At 49.7% G+C, this 19,526-nt stretch carries 20 protein-coding genes; 6 read left to right on the forward strand and 14 right to left on the reverse strand.

The window, feature by feature from the left end; translation table 11 throughout:
- Window positions 1-7: 7 nt before the first annotated feature.
- The 5 genes from uvrB to MOZ60_RS06755 are packed head-to-tail and all read right to left on the reverse strand — an operon-like array spanning window position 8 to window position 6,093.
- Entirely contained in the window at window positions 8-1,990 is a 1,983-nt protein-coding gene (gene uvrB, locus MOZ60_RS06735) for an excinuclease ABC subunit UvrB (protein WP_370596090.1), read from the reverse strand.
- Window positions 1,983-3,578 (reverse strand): S41 family peptidase, encoded by a 1,596-nt coding sequence (locus MOZ60_RS06740; protein WP_370596091.1) that lies wholly within the window; start codon window positions 3,576-3,578, stop codon window positions 1,983-1,985. The genes uvrB and MOZ60_RS06740 overlap by 8 nt, the downstream gene beginning before the upstream one ends.
- Before the next feature lie 42 nt (window positions 3,579-3,620).
- Window positions 3,621-4,517, reverse strand: coding sequence for a permease-like cell division protein FtsX (gene ftsX / locus MOZ60_RS06745; protein ID WP_370596092.1), 897 nt, complete (start codon window positions 4,515-4,517; stop codon window positions 3,621-3,623).
- Window positions 4,507-5,199, reverse strand: a complete 693-nt coding sequence (gene ftsE, locus MOZ60_RS06750) for a cell division ATP-binding protein FtsE (protein ID WP_108774385.1) — start codon at window positions 5,197-5,199, stop codon at window positions 4,507-4,509. The genes ftsX and ftsE overlap by 11 nt, the downstream gene beginning before the upstream one ends.
- A 39-nt stretch (window positions 5,200-5,238) precedes the next feature.
- Window positions 5,239-6,093: a YitT family protein gene (locus tag MOZ60_RS06755; RefSeq protein ID WP_108774386.1), complete on the reverse strand. Its 855-nt coding sequence runs from the start codon at window positions 6,091-6,093 to the stop codon at window positions 5,239-5,241.
- A gap of 38 nt (window positions 6,094-6,131) precedes the next feature.
- On the opposite strand from MOZ60_RS06755, the gene MOZ60_RS06760 reads away from it, so the two are divergent.
- Window positions 6,132-6,587 carry a VanZ family protein gene (locus tag MOZ60_RS06760; RefSeq protein WP_277635042.1) on the forward strand — a complete coding sequence of 152 codons (456 nt, stop codon included), beginning with the start codon at window positions 6,132-6,134 and terminating at the stop codon, window positions 6,585-6,587.
- Here MOZ60_RS06760 and ybaK read toward each other — a convergent pair.
- From ybaK to MOZ60_RS06780, 4 genes are all read right to left on the reverse strand, one after another.
- Entirely contained in the window at window positions 6,574-7,056 is a 483-nt protein-coding gene (ybaK, locus tag MOZ60_RS06765; RefSeq protein ID WP_370596093.1) for a Cys-tRNA(Pro) deacylase, read from the reverse strand. The two genes, MOZ60_RS06760 and ybaK, sit on opposite strands and share 14 nt — an antisense overlap.
- 32 nt (window positions 7,057-7,088) lie before the next feature.
- Entirely contained in the window at window positions 7,089-7,880 is a 792-nt protein-coding gene (locus tag MOZ60_RS06770) for an ABC transporter ATP-binding protein (protein ID WP_370596094.1), read from the reverse strand.
- A 3-nt stretch (window positions 7,881-7,883) separates the two neighbouring features.
- Window positions 7,884-8,780, reverse strand: coding sequence for an ABC transporter permease (locus MOZ60_RS06775; RefSeq protein ID WP_370596095.1), 897 nt, complete (start codon window positions 8,778-8,780; stop codon window positions 7,884-7,886).
- Window positions 8,781-8,864: 84 nt separating this feature from the next.
- Window positions 8,865-9,914: an ABC transporter substrate-binding protein gene (locus MOZ60_RS06780; protein WP_370596096.1), complete on the reverse strand. Its 1,050-nt coding sequence runs from the start codon at window positions 9,912-9,914 to the stop codon at window positions 8,865-8,867.
- 447 nt (window positions 9,915-10,361) lie between these two features.
- On the opposite strand from MOZ60_RS06780, the gene MOZ60_RS06785 reads away from it, so the two are divergent.
- The 3 genes from MOZ60_RS06785 to deoD are packed head-to-tail and all read left to right on the forward strand — an operon-like array spanning window position 10,362 to window position 12,831.
- Window positions 10,362-11,033 (forward strand): class II aldolase/adducin family protein, encoded by a 672-nt coding sequence (locus MOZ60_RS06785; protein WP_370596097.1) that lies wholly within the window; start codon window positions 10,362-10,364, stop codon window positions 11,031-11,033.
- Between the two features lies 1 nt (window position 11,034).
- Window positions 11,035-12,090, forward strand: coding sequence for an S-methyl-5-thioribose-1-phosphate isomerase (mtnA, locus tag MOZ60_RS06790; RefSeq protein WP_370596098.1), 1,056 nt, complete (start codon window positions 11,035-11,037; stop codon window positions 12,088-12,090).
- A 12-nt stretch (window positions 12,091-12,102) separates the two neighbouring features.
- Window positions 12,103-12,831 carry a purine-nucleoside phosphorylase gene (gene deoD, locus MOZ60_RS06795; RefSeq protein ID WP_277007624.1) on the forward strand — a complete coding sequence of 243 codons (729 nt, stop codon included), beginning with the start codon at window positions 12,103-12,105 and terminating at the stop codon, window positions 12,829-12,831.
- Window positions 12,832-12,845: 14 nt separating this feature from the next.
- Here the strand turns inward: deoD and MOZ60_RS06800 are convergent, their stop codons facing one another.
- Window positions 12,846-13,094: a hypothetical protein gene (locus MOZ60_RS06800; protein WP_370596099.1), complete on the reverse strand. Its 249-nt coding sequence runs from the start codon at window positions 13,092-13,094 to the stop codon at window positions 12,846-12,848.
- Between the two features lie 558 nt (window positions 13,095-13,652).
- Between MOZ60_RS06800 and MOZ60_RS06805 the strand changes: the two genes are divergently transcribed.
- Complete coding sequence (locus tag MOZ60_RS06805) at window positions 13,653-13,919, forward strand: hypothetical protein (RefSeq protein ID WP_370596100.1); 267 nt, start codon at window positions 13,653-13,655, stop codon at window positions 13,917-13,919.
- 110 nt (window positions 13,920-14,029) lie between these two features.
- Here MOZ60_RS06805 and MOZ60_RS06810 read toward each other — a convergent pair whose 3' ends face one another.
- The gene (locus MOZ60_RS06810; RefSeq protein WP_370596101.1) at window positions 14,030-14,605 is read right to left on the reverse strand and encodes a histidine phosphatase family protein; all 576 of its coding nucleotides are present in this window, start codon (window positions 14,603-14,605) and stop codon (window positions 14,030-14,032) included.
- Between the two features lie 77 nt (window positions 14,606-14,682).
- Between MOZ60_RS06810 and MOZ60_RS06815 the strand changes: the two genes are divergently transcribed.
- Window positions 14,683-15,168, forward strand: a complete 486-nt coding sequence (locus MOZ60_RS06815) for a GNAT family N-acetyltransferase (RefSeq protein WP_277009021.1) — start codon at window positions 14,683-14,685, stop codon at window positions 15,166-15,168.
- On the opposite strand, the gene MOZ60_RS06820 is transcribed toward MOZ60_RS06815, so the two are convergent.
- Genes MOZ60_RS06820 through MOZ60_RS06830 form a run of 3 tightly spaced genes read right to left on the reverse strand, consistent with a single transcriptional unit; the run spans window position 15,169 to window position 19,471 of the window.
- Window positions 15,169-16,509, reverse strand: coding sequence for an MATE family efflux transporter (locus tag MOZ60_RS06820; protein WP_370596102.1), 1,341 nt, complete (start codon window positions 16,507-16,509; stop codon window positions 15,169-15,171).
- Window positions 16,506-16,991, reverse strand: coding sequence for a GNAT family N-acetyltransferase (locus MOZ60_RS06825; RefSeq protein ID WP_370596103.1), 486 nt, complete (start codon window positions 16,989-16,991; stop codon window positions 16,506-16,508). The genes MOZ60_RS06820 and MOZ60_RS06825 overlap by 4 nt, the downstream gene beginning before the upstream one ends.
- The gene (locus MOZ60_RS06830) at window positions 16,988-19,471 is read right to left on the reverse strand and encodes an NYN domain-containing protein (protein ID WP_370596104.1); all 2,484 of its coding nucleotides are present in this window, start codon (window positions 19,469-19,471) and stop codon (window positions 16,988-16,990) included. The genes MOZ60_RS06825 and MOZ60_RS06830 overlap by 4 nt, the downstream gene beginning before the upstream one ends.
- Window positions 19,472-19,526 lie beyond the last annotated feature (55 nt).

Consider the following 19,526-nt stretch of genomic DNA (forward strand, 5'->3'; position numbering starts at 1 on the left):
TTACTCATCACTCCTCTGCTTTTATCTCAAACAGCATATCACGAAGTTCTGCTGCCCGCTCAAAATCAAGCGATCTGGCAGCCTCCTTCATCTCTTTCTCCAGATCCGCAATCATCGTCTTGCGGTCCTTTTTGTTCACCTTGGCATGATGTGACAGATACTTCGCTGCCATCTCCTTAGTCTCCACGCCGCGGATTGCCTCACTGACAGGCTTTCTGACCGTATGGGGCACAATGCCATGTTCCCGGTTGTAGGCTTCCTGAATCGAGCGGCGCCGGTTTGTCTCACTGATTGCCTCTGACATTGACTCTGTCACCGTATCAGCATACATGATCACTTCGCCATTCTCATTTCTGGCAGCCCGGCCAATCGTCTGAATCAGCGACCGTTTGGAACGCAGGAATCCTTCCTTGTCCGCATCCAGAATGCACACCAGCGAAACCTCCGGAATATCAAGACCTTCACGCAGAAGGTTAATCCCGACAATCACATCAATCTTGCCAAGCCGCAATTGCCGGATCGTCTCGGTACGCTCCAGAGTCTTGGTTTCATGATGCAGATAAGATACCTTGTAATTTCTCTCTTTGAGATAAGACGTCAGGTCCTCCGCCATGCGCACCGTCAGCGTTGTAATCAATACACGCTCATTGCGCTGGATGCGCTTATCCAGCTCCAGGCAGATATCATCCACCTGGCCATGGGTCGGCCGTACACTGATCTTAGGATCCAGCAGACCAGTCGGCCGGATAATCTGCTCAACAACCTGATTGTCTGTCTCCGCCAGCTCATAATCACCCGGTGTTGCCGAGCAGTAAATGACCTGGGGGCGGATCTTTTCAAACTCATCAAAGCGCATCGGCCTGTTTTCCAGGGCACTTGGCAGCCGGAATCCATACTCCACAAGCGTTTCCTTGCGCTGACGGTCACCATTGTACATACCACGGATCTGCGGCAGAGACACATGGCTTTCATCCACAAACATCATATAGTCATCCGGGAAGTAATCAAACAGATTCCATGGCCGCTGGCCGGGCTTCCTGCCATCAATATGCATCGAATAGTTCTCGATACCCGAGCAGTAGCCATTCTCCCGCAGCGCTTCCAGATCAAACCGGGTGCGCTGCTCCAGACGCTCCTTCTCCAGCATCTTGCCCTTGTCATCAAAATATTTCAGCCGGTCTTCCAGCTCTGCCTCAATCTCATCACAGGCCCGCAGCATCTGGCTCTTGGAGCGGGCATAGCCGCTTGCCGGGAAGATATTATAGAAAGAATAGGCTTTCTGAATATGTCCGGTCAGGGGATCAATCTCCGTGATGCGGTCAATCTCATCCCCGAACATTTCAATACGGATGCAGAACTGATCCGTCCATGACGGGGTCAGATCGATCGTATCTCCGCGCACCCGCATGGTTCCGCGGGAGGGCTCCACGTCATTGCGGGTATACTGCAGCTCCACAAGTTTGCGGAGCAGAGCATCACGCGGCCAGGATTCTCCTGTCCGGATCGTCATAAACATATCCTTGTACTGCTTTGGATCAGAGGCAGCATAAATGCAGGCAACCGAAGCAACTACAATCGTGTCATGCCTCTCCAGCAATGAATTCAGGGCTGATTCACGGAACATGTCCAGCTCATCATTGACCGAAGCCGTCTTTTCAATATACATATCCGTCTTTGGCATGTACGCCTCAGGCTGATAATAATCAAAATTTGAGACAAAGAATTCCACCCGGTTATGGGGAAACAGTTCCTTGAACTCACCATACAGCTGACCAGCCAGCGTCTTGTTATGGGAAAACACAAGAGTAGGACGGTCCATCCGTTCAATGATATTGGCCATCGTAAAGGTCTTGCCGGTCCCGGTGGCACCTTCCAGCACCTGTTCCTGTTTTCCTTCCTTCAGGCCTTTGCAAAGGGCATCAATGGCTTCGGGCTGATCACCAGTCGGCTTGAATGGCGACACAAGTTCAAAATGATGTGAATTATTCATGCAGCGCCTCCTTTGCGGCAGCCAGCTGACTGTCATGGGCAGTACTGGTTGCCCAGTCATAGGTCACCTCAGCCAGCGCATTCATATAGCCTGTATAATCAATCACATCACTTTGCTGCATACCATGATCATTTTCAAAGGCATGCCATGCATCCAGCGTATCCTGCGAGAAATAGCCATCTGTTCTGCCCGGATCATAGCCAAAGTACTTCAGCACTGTCTGGACAGCCTTCACAACATCCGAAACAGAATCCACCCCATAGCTGTCACCATCGTTCATGGATGGATACGTCATGGTCAGTGCCTCATCCAGATCCACATCCTGATCCGGTGTAATGCCGATGCCGTTGATCCAGGTGCCATCGGGAGACAGCCACCGGCTGTTGGTATACTTCAGGGCAGAACCATCCTGGAATTCGGTTGTTGTCTGCACCGTGCCCTTGCCATAGGTTGTCTTGCCGATAACTGTCACATCATCCCGGTTCTGCTTCAGGGCCAGCGTGCATACTTCCGCCGCGGATGCCGTGCCGCTGTCGACCAGAATCACAATATGATGAATCTGCTCATACTTTCCTTTGTCAGCCGTAATGGAAGTCGAAGTGCCATCGGTGAATTCCTGCTTCATGATGACATCACCTTCATTCAGGAAGAGTGATGCCAGTGCCTGTACAGAGTTCAGATAGCCGCCGCCATTGCCGCGCAGATCCAGAATCATCGAGACACTGTCTTGATCTCCAATTAAAGAATCCAGGTCATTCTTAACATCCTGGGCGGTAGAATCCCCAAACTGATACAGCTGCAGGTACAGCATATGGTCATCAAGCATTCTGGCATAGGCGGTTGCCGAAACAGCCCCGCGGGTGATCGTAATATCCTGACTCTGTCCATCCCGGACAATGCCAAGCACAACCTGGGTGCCTTCTTCTCCCTGAATTGCTTCCTTGATGGCGGAACTGTCAGCGCCAGTCATGCTTTTGCCATCGACCGCAGCGATGATATCCCCTGCCTGTAAACCAGCCTGCTCCGCCGGGGAGCCATTGAATACCTTTGTAACCATAGCCCGGGAAGAATACATGATGAACTGGGCACCAATGCCGACATAATTGCGGTTGATCGACTGCACAAAGTCAGCCTCTTCTTCCTTCGACATATACTCCGTATGGGTATCCTCATCATTGTCAGTCATGCCCCTGATCGCCTGATCAGTCAGGCGATCATCCAGATCTGAAATATCCCTGCTAAAATACCAGGAATTCTCCATGATATCCCGCACTTCATCCACCTTGTTCTCAGAAGAAAGACCAAAAGCACTCTGAATCATATAACGCAGGCTCACGGTCTTTGGCAGCGGCAGCAAAGAACCGCCAAACCAGCCGCCCGCAAGAAACGCCACGCTCAGAACAATACAGAGCTTTTTCAGCTTCTTTGTCTTCTTCTTTTCCTTCTTTAATGCAGCTTCATCCGGCCACAGATGCCGTTTCAGCGGGATTGTCACAACCAGATCATCCTGGTCACCCCCGCCGCCTTCTGCCGGCGTATTTTCCGCCTGCTTTTTCTGTATATCCCTGTTATCCTGATTTTCACTCATGCAATTACCTCAATATCCGAAAAAACCCGGATGCACCGGGTCTTATCGTTTCCATTTCAGATAGCGCGTCACGGACAGATAGGAGCCGATCAGACCAACCAGTATGCCAATGACAAGCAGTACCACAGACAGATACAGTGTAAATGGCATCGGCGGAACCAGATGGAACATATTCGAAATCAGATAGCCGCCGGTCAGCTTCCAGGCATAGCGGTATCCCCAAATTGTCAGGGCAATCGGAATCAGAGCACCAATAGCACCAATAATGATACCCTCAACCACAAACGGAGAACGGATGAAGCGGTTGGTCGCACCAACATTGCGCTCAATCGTAATCTCATCCTGACGGGCATAGATGGTCAGCTTGATCGTATTCTGAATCAGGAAGATCGCCAGCACGGTCAGAGCCACAACCAGAATTGTACCGCCCTTGCGGACTGTATTCATGGCCGCAACCATATTCATGGTAGAAGAGCCGCCATAGTTGACACTGGCAACCCCATCCATCGCTTTGATCCTGTCAGCAATGGAAGCAATATCATCACCATCCATCACTTCCACATAGAAGGCATCATGCATCGGATTGTCCTGTACAAGTGATTCCACTGCCTTCTTTGTCTCTTCATCATCAAACTGATCAATATAGTACTGCAGCTCTTCATCCTTGGATGAAAAACGCACACTCTTGATGCCATCCAGCGACTGAATCTGTGCCTTCAGAGCATCCTCATCTGCCTGGGATTCATGGTCCCAGTCAATCATGACTGAGATTTCCATCCCCTGTTCCACATTGGTCGTAAACTGACGCACATTGACCATGAACAGCATAAACAAAGAAATAATAATCAGGGTAATAGTAACAGCAATGGAGCTGGACAGCGCCATTGCCCAGTGTCTGCCAACACCGCGGACACCTTCTTTAATCGGTCTACTGATCATGCTGGACATAGCCTCCTTCCGCAAGATCGGCCACAATATGGCCATGCTCCAGAACAACCGTACGTCTTCTGTACTTGTTGACGATTGTCAGATCATGCGTCACCATCATCACTGTCGTGCCATATTCATCATGAATCTTCTCAAGCAGCTCCATGATCTCCTCACTCTTGGCCGGATCCAGGTTGCCGGTCGGCTCATCCGCAATCAGCACCTTCGGCCGGTTGGCAATCGCACGGGCAATGGCCACACGCTGCTGCTGACCGCCGGAAAGCTCGCGCGGAAAAGCATTTGCCTTCTCACTCAGTCCAACAACTTCCAGCACCTCTGCCACTCTCTTTTTAATCATCTTCTTTTTCAGATTGATGACCTCAAGGGCATAGGCCACATTCTCTGCCACTGTTTTCTGCGGCAAAAGCTTATAGTCCTGGAAAACAACACCGATATTGCGGCGGTAAATCGGCACCTGACGGTTCTTCAGATGGCCGACATCAATGCCGACAACCTTGACTGTACCCTTGGTAGGCACAATCTCGCCATCCAGAATACGGATCAATGTAGATTTTCCTGAACCGGTCGGGCCAATAACATAGATAAACTCTCCCTGGGCAATGGAAAGATTGATATCATACAGAGCATTGGTCCCGGTTTTATATCTTTTATATACATGTGAACACTCAATCATAGCAACCTCCGGTAATGCTAAGGTATTCTACCATAACAGCTACATTCTGGCGGAAGGAGATGGGAATGTAAAGCCTTCTCCGTGCATATCACTCGCATCTGTCGTAATGATAAAGGCACGCTTGTCCACCTCATGCACAATCTGCAGCAGACGGCTGTACTGCCGCTGCGACACAACACACAGCAGCACCGGCCTCTGTCTGCCGGAATAACCGCCCTGAGCCTGCAGAATTGTCGCCCCGCGTTCCAGCTCATTGCGGATGCGCTCATTGACCGTCTCCCACTGATCCGAAATAATCTGTACGCTCTTGGAACTATTCTGGCCGGCATAGAGAACCCGGTTAATGGCAAATGAGGATGCAAATACGGACAGCAGTCCGATCAGAGCTGCTGACAGATCATAGGCAATCACGCCCAGCAGCACCGTACAGCCATCCAGAATCATTGCCATCGTACCGATCTTCTGATGGAACACCTTGGCCAGGATCATGGTTGGAATATCCACACCGCCGGTGGAAGCACCGGTGCTCATGACAATACCGACGCCAATCCCGCCTAACAGACCTGCATACAATGAGGCAACTGCCGGGGAGATATCCAGCGGCACAGCAAAGTGGGCCAGAACCGTTGTAAAAACCGGATAGCTGATCGATGAAAGCACCGAATCCAGAATGAATTTTCTGCCCAGCGTGAAGCGGCCCAATACCAGAAACGCTACTGTCAGGATATTGGCAAACAATGTTTCATTAAAATGGAAGAATGGTTCCAGGGCAACGGCAATGCCTGCCACACCGCCGGAAAGAATGCTGAAAGGAAGAATAAACTCCTCCACCGATAGAGCAAGCAGAAATGTACCCAGAAGAATTCTGAAAATTTCATTGATCTTTTTTGCCATGGATCCAATTATAGCATGATGGGAAGGACTCTGATATCATGGCAGAGATGAAAACACAAACTAAAAACAACAAATGGATGTGGATCATCGTTGCCATCTATCTGTTTCTGATATGGCACAACTCCATGGAAACCGGTACCGCTTCCGGCTCTTTGTCCAGATCCATCACCCTGGCCATCCTGCCCTGGGTAGAAAAGACAGGCTTCACTGTTCCCTTTGACACCCTGCATTTCTATGTACGCAAACTCGCCCATTTCTCAGAATACTTTGTACTTGCCCTGCTTGTGTATCCCGCCGGCAGGTTCAATCACAAAAGCTGGCCAAAGTGGGTACTCTGGCCAGCTTCCAGCATCATAGACGAATCCATCCAGCACTTTGTCCCGGGCCGTTATGGCTCCATACGGGATGTGTGCATCGATATGACCGGTTATATCACCGGCATCTTCATTGCATATCTTGTCCGACTGATGATCAATGATCTTAAGAACGGCTGATATCCGCCGTAATGCCATCCGTAATCCGGATCAGATCTGACGGGGCAATCTCCACCTGTGTACCAATCCTGCCGCCTGATACAAGCACCGTATCAAACAGCACAATCGTCTCATCATAGACGGTTGTGTATTTTTTCTTCATGCCGATGGGCGAACAGCCGCCACGGATATAACCCGTTGTCTTCAGCAGATCCCTGACATGGATCATCTCTACGCTTTTCACGCCGACACTGCGCGCACACGACTTCAGATCCAGCTCATTCTCCACCGGCACCACAAAAACATAAAAGTTTTTATCATTGCCCTGGGTCACCAGTGTCTTGAAAACCTGCTCAGGATCCTCGCCGCACTTTCTGGCAACAGCAAGACCATCAATCTGACCGTCAGATGTATCATACGTATGCAGAACATAGTTCACATGGGCGCTGTCCAGCATCCGCATTGCATTTGTTTTCGCTTCCTTTGCCATCCTTCTGCCTCCCGGTACAACATTGTACACGCTTATGACAAAAGAATCCGGTCATTATCCAGATCTTCACCGGCATCCTGATGAAACTTGGCAAGCAGATCCTCTACCGACAGATCAGTCTTATCCTGAATATCCGATACAATACGTCCGTCCTTCATCATCAGAATCCGATTGCCACTCGTCAGCGCCTGATGCATGTTATGCGTCACCATCAGGCACGTCGTCCCATTCTTCTTCACAATTGCCTCCGTCAGTGCCATGACTTTCTCGGCAGCAGCAGGATCCAGAGCAGCCGTATGCTCATCCAGCAGCAGCAGCTTAGGCGGAACAATTGTCGCCATCAGCAGGGTCAGCGCCTGCCTCTGTCCGCCCGACAATGTGCCTACCGGCACATCCATCCGATCCTCCAGACCCATATCCAGCTTTTTCAAAGCATCGCGAAAACGCTCCCTGTCCGCTCTGGAAATGCGGGATAACGGATTGGTATGCGTGCCCGCCCGCAGATAGGCGAGCGCCAGATTCTCCTCAATGGTCATATGCGGCGCTGTTCCCTTCAAAGGATCCTGAAACAGCCTGCCAATATATTTTGCCCGCTTGTACTCCGGCACATAGGCAATATTCTTCCCATCCAGCACAATCTTTCCCGAATCAATCCGGTACGTTCCGGAAATAGCCTGAAACAGAGTCGATTTGCCGGCACCATTGGATCCAAGCACCGTCACAAAGTCGCCGTCATTGATCTTCAGGCTGACATCCACAAGTGCCTTCTTCTCATTCACCGTTCCCGGTGCAAACGTCTTACTGACATGTTCAATCTCAAGCATCACTCATCCCTCCCGGTGCGCTCTGGTGCGATAGGCAAGCGCTTCTTTCATTGCCGGAGCACCGATCGCAATGGCTACGATGATCGCTGTCATCAGTTTCAGCGATTCCACCGGAATCAGACCAGTGCGCAGAATTACCGCATAAATAAAGCGATAAATGATATTGCCGACAAGTACGGCAATGATATTCCTGGTCAGCGACTTCTGACCATGGATCACCGTTTCGCCAATGATCAGGCACGCCAGGCCAATCACAACAATGCTGTTGCCGGAATTGATATCCGCAGCCCGCTGAAACTGCCCGGCCAGAGCTCCGGAAAGCCCGGTCATCATGTTGGATATCACCAGGCCGACCGTAATGGTATAGCGGCTGTCAATGGAAGATGCAGCTACCATATCCCTGTTGTCACCGGTGGCACGGATGGACAGACCAAGCCGGGTAGAAAGAAACAGCCGCATCAGCACCATGCACAGGCCGACAATGACAGCAGACAGCACCAGCGGATACCATGAACCACCGATGCCTGTCTTCTTGAATAAGGAGAAGATCGTCTCCTTCTTAAGAAGAGAGATATTGGAACTCCAGCCCATTGCCATCAGATTGATGGTATACAGACCAGTGTTGGTAATAATGCCAGCCAGAATGTCCGGCACTCCCATGCGGGTATGCAGAAAGGCCGTCACAAAGCCGGCACATCCTCCGGCCAGCATGCCCATGACAACACCGATGCAGGGATGTCCCTTGGCAGCAAACGATACCGATACCGCCGCGCCAAGGACAAAGCAGCCATCGGTGGTCAGATCGGCAATGTTCAAAATCCGGAAACTTAAGAACAGTGCCAGTGAAACAAGCGCATAGATCGTGCCCAGCTCCAGCGCCGTCTGTGCAATGTATACCATTCATCCACCTTCTTTACACACATAAGCTCCTGCCGCAGCAGGAGCATGCAATCATTCAATTGTACTGCACTTTCCGAAAGACATTTATTCCTCTGTCGTGCTTACTTCCGTCACATCACCGAACTGACTGAAGGAACTGTCATTAAAGCCGCCCTTTTCAGCCGTCTCAGAGTTCACTGTTACTACCGTTCCCTTAATTACATAGTAGTTGTCAGTCTTCTGCGCACCATCAATCGTATCATCGCCAAGAGAATCAAAGCCCTGGCTCATAACCTGGTAGGCAAGATCCGCAGTCTTTTTGCCAAGTTCTGTATAGTTGACTCCACAGGTAGCGAAGGCACCGTTTCTGACAAAGGAATCAGCACCGGCATAGTGAGGAATCTTCGCTTCTGCAAGCGTATCCGCAATAGAGAGTTCCGCACTTGCGACCACATTATCGGTTGGTGTAAATACCGCATCCACCTTCTGGGAAACAAGATTGGAAACTGCCGTCTGGATCTCATCCGTTGTATTTCCGGTTGCCTCAACATAAGAGATGCCCTTCTTGTCAAGATATGCCTTGGCTTCCGCAATCGGCTTCTGGCTGTTTGTCTCACTAGTCGAATACAGCAGGCCTACCGTTTTGACATCCGGATTCTGAGCAAGCATCATATCCAGAATACGCTCCGTATCCAGTGCATCACTCGTTCCGGTCACATTGTCAAAACCGGTCAGATCGGCACTTTCCGGATCAGAGATTGCCGCAAAGACAACCGGAGTGCCGGAATCCTGGGCAGCCGCCGCCATGGTCTGGGCAGCCAGCGTTGCAATCGGAATGATGCAGTCAACATGATCATTAACAACCTGTGAGCCAATCGTTGTCAGCTGCGACTGGTCATTCTGACCGTCATACACATCCCCGTATTCAATCGTGACGCCTTCCTTTTCCGCAATCGCATCCAGCTCTGCGGTAATCGCATTGGCAATCTCATCCAGAGACGCATGCTGCAGCTGCTTGACAACCGCAACCTTATAAACCTTACCCGAAGAAGTACCCGCTGCAGAAGCTGAAGCAGATGCTGTGCCGGATGCACCGCATCCTGCCAGAGAAGCCGCCAGAACGGCACTGAGAACCATTGAGCCAAACTTTTTCATGTGATTTTTCCTCCTCTTTCTTCTCTGCATTTCCGGATACCTGTAAAAACAAAAACGTCCGTCCAATGAAGGACAGACGTTATCATCTGCGGTACCACCTTACCTGACTATTTCCTGATGAAATAATCCACTCTTTACGAAAATGCAATCACATTTCCTGTCCTGTAACGCTGACACTGCGTACTGAGTACTCGCACAAGCTTTCATCAGTCCCTCATGGGTCCATTTGCATACCGCTGACATCGCCGGTTTCCATCCTCCCGGCTCTCTCTTGACCGCTGTGTATGTTTGATCTCCCAATCACTGGTTTGTGATTTCAGTTTACTGCAGATCCAGTCATTGTCAACACAAAATGTAAAACTTTTATTTCTGTGAAACAATTTACATTATTTTTCCTTTGCCCGGCATTGATTGAATTTTACGCCTGTCACTTCTACAATAAATGCTATGAGTACAAACACACTGAACACAAAGATCATCAGTCTGATCCTGGAAGCCGGGGTTGCCATGGAAAGCCGTCACCTCACCATTGAAACATGGGGCAACATTTCCATGCGTGATCCGGAAACAGGTCTGCTGTACATCACTCCCTCCGGCATGCCCTACAACAAACTGGTGCCGGAAGATATCGTCGCCTTGAACCCGGACGGATCCGTATACAAAGGACGCCGGGTGCCGTCTGTCGAAGCCGGCCTGCATGCAAAGATCTATGCTGCACGCAAAGATATCAATGCCATCCTGCATACCCATCCGGTCAGTTCCACCGTCTTTGGCGTCCTGCACATGTCCATCCCGGTTGTGACCGATGAGCTTGCCCAGGCAGTCGGTCAGGAAGTCAGATGTGCAGACTACGCCCTGCCCGGTTCTGTAGAACTGGCTGACAACTGCGTAAAGGCCCTGGGCAATGGACAGGCAGTACTGCTGGCCAATCACGGCGCCGTTTGTGTAGGAAAGGATCTGAAAGAATGCTTCAAAGTAGCAGAGGTACTGGAAACAAGCGCTGAAATCTATTACAAAGCACTGACGATCGGCAAGCCATGCATCATTCCCAAAGACAAAGTGGAATGGATGCGTGATTTTGCCGTAAACAAATACGGAAAACAGAACAGAGAGGAATAATATGCAAGAAAGACTGAATGTCGTCCGTCTGTCCGAAGATGAAAAGAGTGTTGTCATTCTGGACCAGACGAAGCTGCCAAATCATGAGGAATATCTGAATCTGGAAGATGCGGAAAGCATGTGGAATGCCATCAAACTGCTGCAGGTAAGAGGTGCCCCCGCCATTGGCGTATTTGCCGGCTATGCCCTTGCTGTACTGGCCGGACAGATCGCCGATCTGCCCCGTAAAGAGTTTCTGGAAATGCTGCAGAAACAGGCGGATTATCTCAACTCTTCACGGCCGACTGCCGTCAACCTGTCCTGGGCACTGAAAAGACAGATGGAAAAAGCAGAAAAATGCAAAGAGAACGACTGTCATGAAATTGCCCGCACCCTGATCAGAGAGGCTAAGCGGATCGACGAAGAAAATCTTGAAATGAACAGAAAGATTGCTGAATACGGCGTCACTCTGATCAAGGATGGTGATGGCATTCTGACCCACTGCAATGCCGGATACCTGGCCTGCCTTGGCTATGGCACCGCCACCGCGCCAATGTACATGGCCCAGGAAAAAGGCATGCATATCCATGTGTATTCCGATGAAACAAGACCGCTGCTGCAGGGAGCCAGACTGACATCCTTCGAACTGGCAAAGAGTGGTGTGCCTGTCACCTCTATCTGTGACAACATGGCTTCCCTGGTCATGAAAGAAGGCAAGATTCAGGCCGTCATGGTCGGCTGTGACCGCATTGCTGCCAACGGCGACTTTGCCAACAAGATCGGCACATCCGGTGTTGCCATTCTGGCAAAGTATTACCACATCCCGTTCTATACCCTCGGCCCTTCCAGCACAATTGACTTCAGCACAAAGACCGGCAGTGACATTCATATCGAGCAGAGAGACCCGGATGAAATCCGTTCCATGTGGTACAAAGAGCCAATGATCCTCAGGGAAGTTGACTGCTACAACCCGTCCTTTGATGTGACCGATCACAGCTTATTAACAGCCATTGTTACCGAGCGGGGCATTGTCTATCCCCCGTTTGAAGAGAATCTGAAGAAACTGTTCCAGAAATAAAAGGAGAAGAAAATGGAAAACAAAGAATCGATTTCCGCAAGTATTGTTCAGAAGGCAGAAATTGCCAAAGTTGTGTTGATGCCGGGTGATCCGCTGCGCGCCAAGGCAGTTGCCGACAAGTACATGTCCGATGTCGTTCTGTTCAATGACACCCGGAACATGCTGGGCTTCACCGGCACCTACAAAGGAAAGCGCATTTCCGTCATGGGACACGGCATGGGCGTGCCTTCCATCGGCATCTATACCCAGGAACTCTACAGCCAGTTCGGTGTGGAAGCCATCATCCGCATCGGCTCTGCCGGCGGTCTGGATATGTCCGTCAATGCCCGCGATGTTGTTATTGCTGAGGCTGCTTCCACCAATTCCAACTACGGAAACGCCTATGGCATTCCCGGTCAGCTGGCCGCCTGCGCCGACTTTGACATGCTGGAAAAAGCCGTCAATGTCGCCAGAGAAAAGAAGGTCAATGCCAGAGTCGGCAAAGTCTATACATCCGACTTCTTCTATTACCCCCAGAAAGGCCTGAATGAAAAGCTCAGAGACTTCGGCCACCTGTGTGTGGAAATGGAAACAGCCGGCCTGTACTGGACCGCATGTGCCAACCACAAGAAAGCACTTTCCATCCTGTCGATCTCTGACCATCTGTTCAAGCCGGTTGCCCTCACCGCTGAAGAAAGACAGAACAGCTTCACCGACATGATGGAAATTGCCCTGGATACAGCCGTAGCCTTCGCCGACTGACAGGCGCAACAATATCAAGCAGAAAAAGTACCAGAATGCCCGCCTCTGTGGCGGGATTTTCTGTTTTCGGGAATACTTCCCTTCATAGATTCCAGAACATAAGTTTCGCCACCTTCAATGGTTCCTGTCATCAGTTCCTTTTCTTTCCCGAAAATCTCTTCCAGAAGGCTGAGAAACGTATAACGATTGTTGAAGACGCACTGAACAGAGACATCAAGCCGTTCTGCATTCTTTCTGATGGGTACCATATCCAGTGTTTCCATGCAGATCTGCACAAATACATCTCTTTCCATTTTCAGATTGGAAGTGATTGTATGCGAATCATCAGTAAGCTTATGTTTGCATTTGCTGCAGCACCATCTGCGCTTTTTGTCATGAATGCCGCAGCGATAAAATCTGACGTGTTCTGCACCACACACAGGGCAAACCTCAGGCACGCATGCGTTCAGATTATCATTCATCTGGATCATGTCCATGACTGTTTTACGGATTGTCTCTTTCTGGCTGTCAGTTCATTTTGGCAAATTCTTTTAGCACTTCACGCAGTCTCATATTGATCAACACGATCACTGAAGCTGCTATACATGTTCTTATACAGCTGCCCAATTGGGTAAATTACAATTATGTTATATGTACAAATATAATGACAGGCTTTTTTTGATAGCTTTTTTCACTATATTGTTAATAGAAATCATATTAAAAGGAGGATCCAATATGCTTCTATATTATCCTGCCAGGTATAAAAATGGAGACTAAGTGTTTCAGAAAGTCAGCTTTTATAAAACACGATTATCAAACACGATTATTTTATTTGACATACCATGAAAAAGAAAAAATTACTCTGGGTAATCATTCTGATCATCCTGTTTACACTGGCTCTGATCGTCAATATGCATGCCGTCAATGAGACATTCAAAGATATTCTGGTTTATACACTGGGACCGGCATCCCTCATTCTCATGCTCTGGTATGCACGCATTGACAAAGAAAGCATGCTGGCAGAGGAGAAAGCGGAGCGCATCATACAGATTGCATATTCCTGCAGTATGTTCCTTTTGATCCTGCTGGCTGCGTCTTATTATTCATAACTTTCCGACTTCCATTTTATTTCTGTAAAGGCATGCGATCCGCAGATCAGGCAGATTGTCTGATCTGCTTTTTCATGTCCTCAGCATAAAATCTATCATCACGATCGGGTTCAGCAGATATCCCTGATCATCGGATGATCTTTGTTCCCGGTGTCAAACACACGGATTTCGCAATTATGCGGCTTAGGCCGCCACATGATGCCTTTGGGGCTGTGCCTGAGATAGCCGCATAATGTACGCATAATGCCGCCATGGCAGACAACCAGCACATTGTCATAATCTTTCTTTTCCAAATCCTGCAGGAAGGAGGAACTGCGGGCAATCATAGAGGAAAGCGGCTCTACAGTTGCAGGCGATGGCAGAAATTCCGGCAGAAGCCAGTAGAATGTCATCTTTGGTCCAAGCAGCTCATACCGGTGCAGTTCATATCTGCCAAAATCCACCTCAATCAGGCGTTCATCCACAATGATTTCATCCTCCGGAACATTGCCAATAATACTGGCCGTCTTTTTCGCTCTCTGCAAAGGACTGGCATAAACGGCATCAAAATGCATATCGCCAATCTTTGCCCTCGCCTCTTCGGCCTGCTGGATGCCTCTTTCATTCAGCGGCGCATCCGTTCTGCCCTGCATCAGATGTTTTTTATTAAAGTCTGTCTGACCATGTCGTGTAATCCAGATCTTCATATCTCCTTCTCCTGCGTCTATTTCATGATACTACAGCTTTTGTGCTATCATTGCCAAAAGAAAATGAGGTGCTGACGATGATCAAACTGCGTGGCTGTCAGGCTGAGGATCTCAGCGAAATGACAATGATCTGGAATGAAGTTGTTGAGGAAGGAGGCTCCTTCCCATTTGAAGAGAAATGGACGCCGGCACAGCTGTCTTCTTTTCTTTCAGGCAGGACGGTACGCTGTGCCGTGAGAGAAGATAACAGTGTTGCCGGCTTTTATCTGCTTCATGAAAATATCTTAGGGCGCTGCTCCTCTGGTGCCAATGCGACCTATCTTGTGCGCAGGGATCTGCGCGGCAGGCACATTGGCGAAATGCTTGTCAACGACAGCATCCTTCAGGCCAGAGCACAGGGATTCCGCTACATGCAGTTTAACGGGGTTGTGGACACAAACATCCATGCCCTTCATCTCTACCAGAGATGCGGCTTCAGGGAAGTCGGCGTGATTCCAAAGGGATTCCGGATCAAAGACGGCTCCTATCAGGATATGCACATCATGTATCTGAGTCTGGAATGATCAGAAGCGATGATAGGCATAGATCCAGAAGCCATACTGCAGAACAAGCGTGATTGCCCAGGACAGCGGGAAGCAGAAATACAGTACGTCCAGGGTCGGCATCGCCTGGAAGATAGTGGCGATGTACAGCAGTCTGATGCCGACAATGCCGGCAAGCATGATCACTGTTGGCAGTGTGCCATATCCCATCCCCCGCAGTGAACTGGCCGGCACATCCAGCAAACCATTGAGAAACAGCCAGAAAACCACAAACCGCATCCTGACCATGCCAGCCCTGATCACTGCTTCATCATTGGTATACAGACGCAGGCAGTACCTGCCTGTCAGGGTCAGGACAGCACCAATGCCAAAAGACACTACAAACATCATGACACTCAGCACGATCAGCAGACGCCTGATCTGCTTTTTTTCACCGGCACCTGCATTCTGGGATGTGAAGGTAATGGCAGCCTGCGAGAAGGCTTCCATGCCAATATACACAAAGCTTTCAATTGACTGGGCGGCGCTGTTGCCGGCCACAACAACCGAGCCAAACGTATTCAGAGATGACTGTACGGCAATGTTGGAAATTGCCCACATCATGGACTGCAGGCCGGCCGGAATGCCAACCTTCAGAATCTGCAGCGTTTCTTCCCGGTGGAAGCGGATCAAAGCAGGCACAAGCTTTGTTTCATCCGCTTCACGAGCCAATGACCAGGAAACAAGTACCGCTGAAACGATCTCAGAAATCACGGTTGCCATTGCTACGCCATCCACAGAATGATGCAGAACAATGACAAAGAAGAGATTCAGCACAACATTCAGCACACCGCTGATGCACAGATAGATGGTTGGATGCAGAGTGTCTCCTCTGGCTCTGAGTGCAGCCGAGCCAAAGTCATATATCAACAGAGGAATGGCACCAAGGAAATAGATGCGCAGATACAGCACGCTGAGAGAAATGATGTCATCCGGTGTTCCCATGGCTTTTAACAGCATGGGTGACAGCAGCATGCCAAAGACTGTCAGCAGAATACCACTGACAATCGAAAGCCAGTATCCCGTATTGACACCTATAGAGATTTCTCCCCGGTCACCTTTGCCGATGGCCCTGGCAATGACGATGTTGGCACCTATGGCAAGACCGGCAAACAATGACACAATCAGATTGATGATCGGCGCTGTGGCCCCGACCGCTGCCAGTGCCCTCTGTCCGGAGAACTTTCCAACCACGATCGTATCCGCCGCATTAAATGCCATCTGCAGCAGGTTGGCTGCCATTAAAGGTAATGAAAACAGGACAAGATTCCGGTACAAAGGACCGTGAACCATGTCCATCTCAATGGTACGATGTTTCCTCATTTCTTCTGATCATCCAGGATATATTCCATCCGCATTTCCTGTACTTTCAGTCCCATCTTCTGATAGAACGCAATGGCACTGTCATTGCCCTGCCATACATTCAGCGTCACCTCATAGCAGCCAAGCTTTCTGGCCTCCTGCTTGACATGTTCAAACAGCCTCTGACCGACATGCATGCCGCGTGCCCGTGCATCCACGCACAGATCATCAATGAACAAAGAAGTAAACTGCACCATGTTATGGCTGAACGGCCTGCTTTCCTTACGGCAGAAAGCATAGCCAAGCACTTCATCACGATCATCCACTGCCACATAAATCAGATACTTCTCATCCGCGAACATCTTCTTCAATTCTTCCGGCGTATACTTCGTCGTTCCGGCAATAAAGATATCCGGACGGATACCTGCATGAATCTTCAGCACTTCATTCAGCAATTTCTCAACAGCCGGAATATCTTTTTCTTCTGCTCTTCTGATCTTCATCTTACAATCTCCTCCAGCTCACGCGATGACATACGCTTTGCTCCTGCTGCCAGCACAGCATTCTGAATCAGTCCGTCGCTCGTCACCACCGTCATATCATACTTTCCTTTCAGCCCTGCAATCGTCTTTTCAATCCATGCATCTGCTGTCTGGTCTGTACGAGTATATACAATCGTCATTCCCCTGCGATTCTCAACAGAACCGGCATTGTCCTTCCGCTTATATCCATCAAACACGAGCACAATCGGTGCCTTGTAATACGCCTGCCATGCATAGATGATATCAATCAGCTTCTCTCTTGCAACCGAAAGATCTCCATGCTGATATGGCTCCATGCTCTTCCAGCTGTACAGACAGTTGTATCCGTCAATAATCATCCGCCGCTCCTTCAAAGAAGCAGGCCTGATATCCACATGCGTGCGTTCATCATCCTTCTTCTTTACAGGGGCTTCTTTCTTCTTCAGATTGCGGTTATTTCCCGCGGCATTGGCAAGAATCCGGGAAAGATCCTGTTCAGCGACCTTGATTGTTTCATGCCGGTATCCCGCACTGTTTCCTTCCTGATGCAGATCAATATGCATATGCTTTTCCACATCCGTCCATGGCACAAAATAGCCTGCCCCATTGGCACAGAAGACAGAACCCGTCGGATTGCGCAGATCACTGTCAGGATCATAGTTCTTTTCAGCGATGACAGCATCCTGGTTCTTCACCTTCTCATACCCCGACACACTGGCATACAGACGTCCAAGACCATGCGTATTTGCCGTCAGATCCTTCTGATAATCCATCATCGTACGTACCGGTCCACTGCCGGCAACAACACTTGTACCGCCAGTATCCTCCTGAATGGAAAAGGTGCAGTCCCTCTTCTCCAGATCAAAGAGCACCCGGGAAAGAGATGAAGAAGGCACACTGATCTGAAAGTCTTCATATGGCTCCAGCAGGATGCTTTCTGCTTTCATCAGTCCCTGGCGTACCGCCCTGCGTGCAGCCTGGCGCATATCACCACCACTGGTGTGCTTGAGTGATCCTTTTCCTGCTATCAGAACAATGCGTACATCATCCAGCGGTGATCCCGTCAGGACGCCACGGTGCTCATGGCGCAAAGCAGAAAGAAGGGAGCGCTCAAACACCCCTGATAGCATCCCGGCAGGAATGCGTGATTCTACCTGGACACCGCTGCCCAATGGCAGTGGTTCCAGTTGTACAACCGCTTCTGCATAATGGCGCAATGGCTCAAAGTGGCCAACTCCAATCACCTTGTCTGCAATCGTTTCATGATAGACAATCCCGCCATGGCCAAAGCCAACCTGGATACCGCTGCGCTCAAAGATCTTCTTCTGAAGCACTTCCATCTGCATTGCCCCCATGATGCGCACATGGATGGAATGATGATCCGCATCCAGATCCACCTGCAATGTTGGATCCTCTGCCGCTAACTGTGAACAGACATCACGAAGAGCAAGCACATCCGCGCCCTGGGGCAGAATGAGCTTGTAATCCATGAAGGCATTCAATAATGGACGGGCAAGATCCTGTTCAAAGCCAAGACCGGCACCTGCCTCGATCGCATTCAGGCCCTTCAATGTACAGATCATCCCCGGATACGCATCCTGCACCATTTCATAATTCTGACCGGTATATAACCGGATCTGATCGACCTTCTCATTCTCTGCCACATTCATCTTGGCCGACAATACACCGCCGGTGACCCGCACATGACAAAGGCGCTCACCCTTGGGATCGGTGGAAACAGCATACACACGTGCGCCAAAAGTGTCGGGATACTGCTTTTCCATAGGCAAGGATACAATTGTATCCAGCAGTTCATGAATGCCTTCCTGATGCAGGGCACTGCCAAAAAGAACCGGGAAAAACTGCCGGCGGGTAAAGGCATCCTGCAAAAGGGACGATGATAAGTGACCATCTGAAAGATACGCATTCATGAGATCCTCTGATGCCATGGCCGCATTTTCATCACGGGATTCTGCCTGCCAGTCAATGCACATATCACTGCATTCTTTCTGCAGATCTTTTAATAATTCTTCTTTTGTATGATGGGCAATGTCCATCTTGTTTACAAAGATGATGGCCGGAACACCATAGTATTCCAGGCATTTCCAGATGGTTTTTGTATGGGACTGCACACCATCCTGACCATTGATGACGATGACAGCCAGATCCACCACTGACAAAGACCGCTCCATTTCAGCAGAAAAGTCGACATGGCCTGGTGTATCAATGACAAACACACGCTCATTCTGCCAGTCCAGCCAGGCATCCTTGGCATAGATCGTAATGCCATGGGCACGCTCCTGTTCATCATAGTCAAGTACTGTATCACGATGATCCACCCGGCCGGCTTTTCTGATCCGGCCAGCTTCATACAGCATCGCCTCAATACAGGTTGTCTTGCCCGCATCCACGTGCGCCACAATTCCAACGCTCAGATATCTTTTCTTCTGTCCCTCATTCATCCGTCATCCTCACAATACAGCGGTTATATCATGGATGAAAGAATTAGAAAAGAGA

It is taken from the genome of Grylomicrobium aquisgranense, assembly GCF_033971865.1.
Lineage (GTDB): Bacteria > Bacillota_I > Bacilli_A > Erysipelotrichales > Erysipelotrichaceae > Bulleidia > Bulleidia massiliensis.

Excerpts from the sequence above, each read along its gene's own strand:
- deoD (WP_277007624.1), top strand. The coding sequence starts at position 12,103 with ATGGAAAACAAAGAATCGATTTCCGCAAGTATTGTTCAGAAGGCAGAA.
- MOZ60_RS06800 (WP_370596099.1), bottom strand. The coding sequence starts at position 13,094 with ATGGAAACACTGGATATGGTACCCATCAGAAAGAATGCAGAACGGCTT.
- MOZ60_RS06740 (WP_370596091.1), bottom strand. The coding sequence starts at position 3,578 with ATGAGTGAAAATCAGGATAACAGGGATATACAGAAAAAGCAGGCGGAA.
- MOZ60_RS06775 (WP_370596095.1), bottom strand. The coding sequence starts at position 8,780 with ATGGTATACATTGCACAGACGGCGCTGGAGCTGGGCACGATCTATGCG.
- MOZ60_RS06805 (WP_370596100.1), top strand. The coding sequence starts at position 13,653 with ATGAAAAAGAAAAAATTACTCTGGGTAATCATTCTGATCATCCTGTTT.
- MOZ60_RS06815 (WP_277009021.1), top strand. The coding sequence starts at position 14,683 with ATGATCAAACTGCGTGGCTGTCAGGCTGAGGATCTCAGCGAAATGACA.
- MOZ60_RS06760 (WP_277635042.1), top strand. The coding sequence starts at position 6,132 with ATGGCAGAGATGAAAACACAAACTAAAAACAACAAATGGATGTGGATC.
- MOZ60_RS06810 (WP_370596101.1), bottom strand. The coding sequence starts at position 14,605 with ATGAAGATCTGGATTACACGACATGGTCAGACAGACTTTAATAAAAAA.
- MOZ60_RS06770 (WP_370596094.1), bottom strand. The coding sequence starts at position 7,880 with ATGCTTGAGATTGAACATGTCAGTAAGACGTTTGCACCGGGAACGGTG.
- mtnA (WP_370596098.1), top strand. The coding sequence starts at position 11,035 with ATGCAAGAAAGACTGAATGTCGTCCGTCTGTCCGAAGATGAAAAGAGT.
- MOZ60_RS06820 (WP_370596102.1), bottom strand. The coding sequence starts at position 16,509 with ATGAGGAAACATCGTACCATTGAGATGGACATGGTTCACGGTCCTTTG.
- MOZ60_RS06780 (WP_370596096.1), bottom strand. The coding sequence starts at position 9,914 with ATGAAAAAGTTTGGCTCAATGGTTCTCAGTGCCGTTCTGGCGGCTTCT.
- ybaK (WP_370596093.1), bottom strand. The coding sequence starts at position 7,056 with ATGGCAAAGGAAGCGAAAACAAATGCAATGCGGATGCTGGACAGCGCC.
- ftsE (WP_108774385.1), bottom strand. The coding sequence starts at position 5,199 with ATGATTGAGTGTTCACATGTATATAAAAGATATAAAACCGGGACCAAT.
- uvrB (WP_370596090.1), bottom strand. The coding sequence starts at position 1,990 with ATGAATAATTCACATCATTTTGAACTTGTGTCGCCATTCAAGCCGACT.
- MOZ60_RS06825 (WP_370596103.1), bottom strand. The coding sequence starts at position 16,991 with ATGAAGATCAGAAGAGCAGAAGAAAAAGATATTCCGGCTGTTGAGAAA.
- ftsX (WP_370596092.1), bottom strand. The coding sequence starts at position 4,517 with ATGATCAGTAGACCGATTAAAGAAGGTGTCCGCGGTGTTGGCAGACAC.
- MOZ60_RS06785 (WP_370596097.1), top strand. The coding sequence starts at position 10,362 with ATGAGTACAAACACACTGAACACAAAGATCATCAGTCTGATCCTGGAA.
- MOZ60_RS06830 (WP_370596104.1), bottom strand. The coding sequence starts at position 19,471 with ATGAATGAGGGACAGAAGAAAAGATATCTGAGCGTTGGAATTGTGGCG.
- MOZ60_RS06755 (WP_108774386.1), bottom strand. The coding sequence starts at position 6,093 with ATGGCAAAAAAGATCAATGAAATTTTCAGAATTCTTCTGGGTACATTT.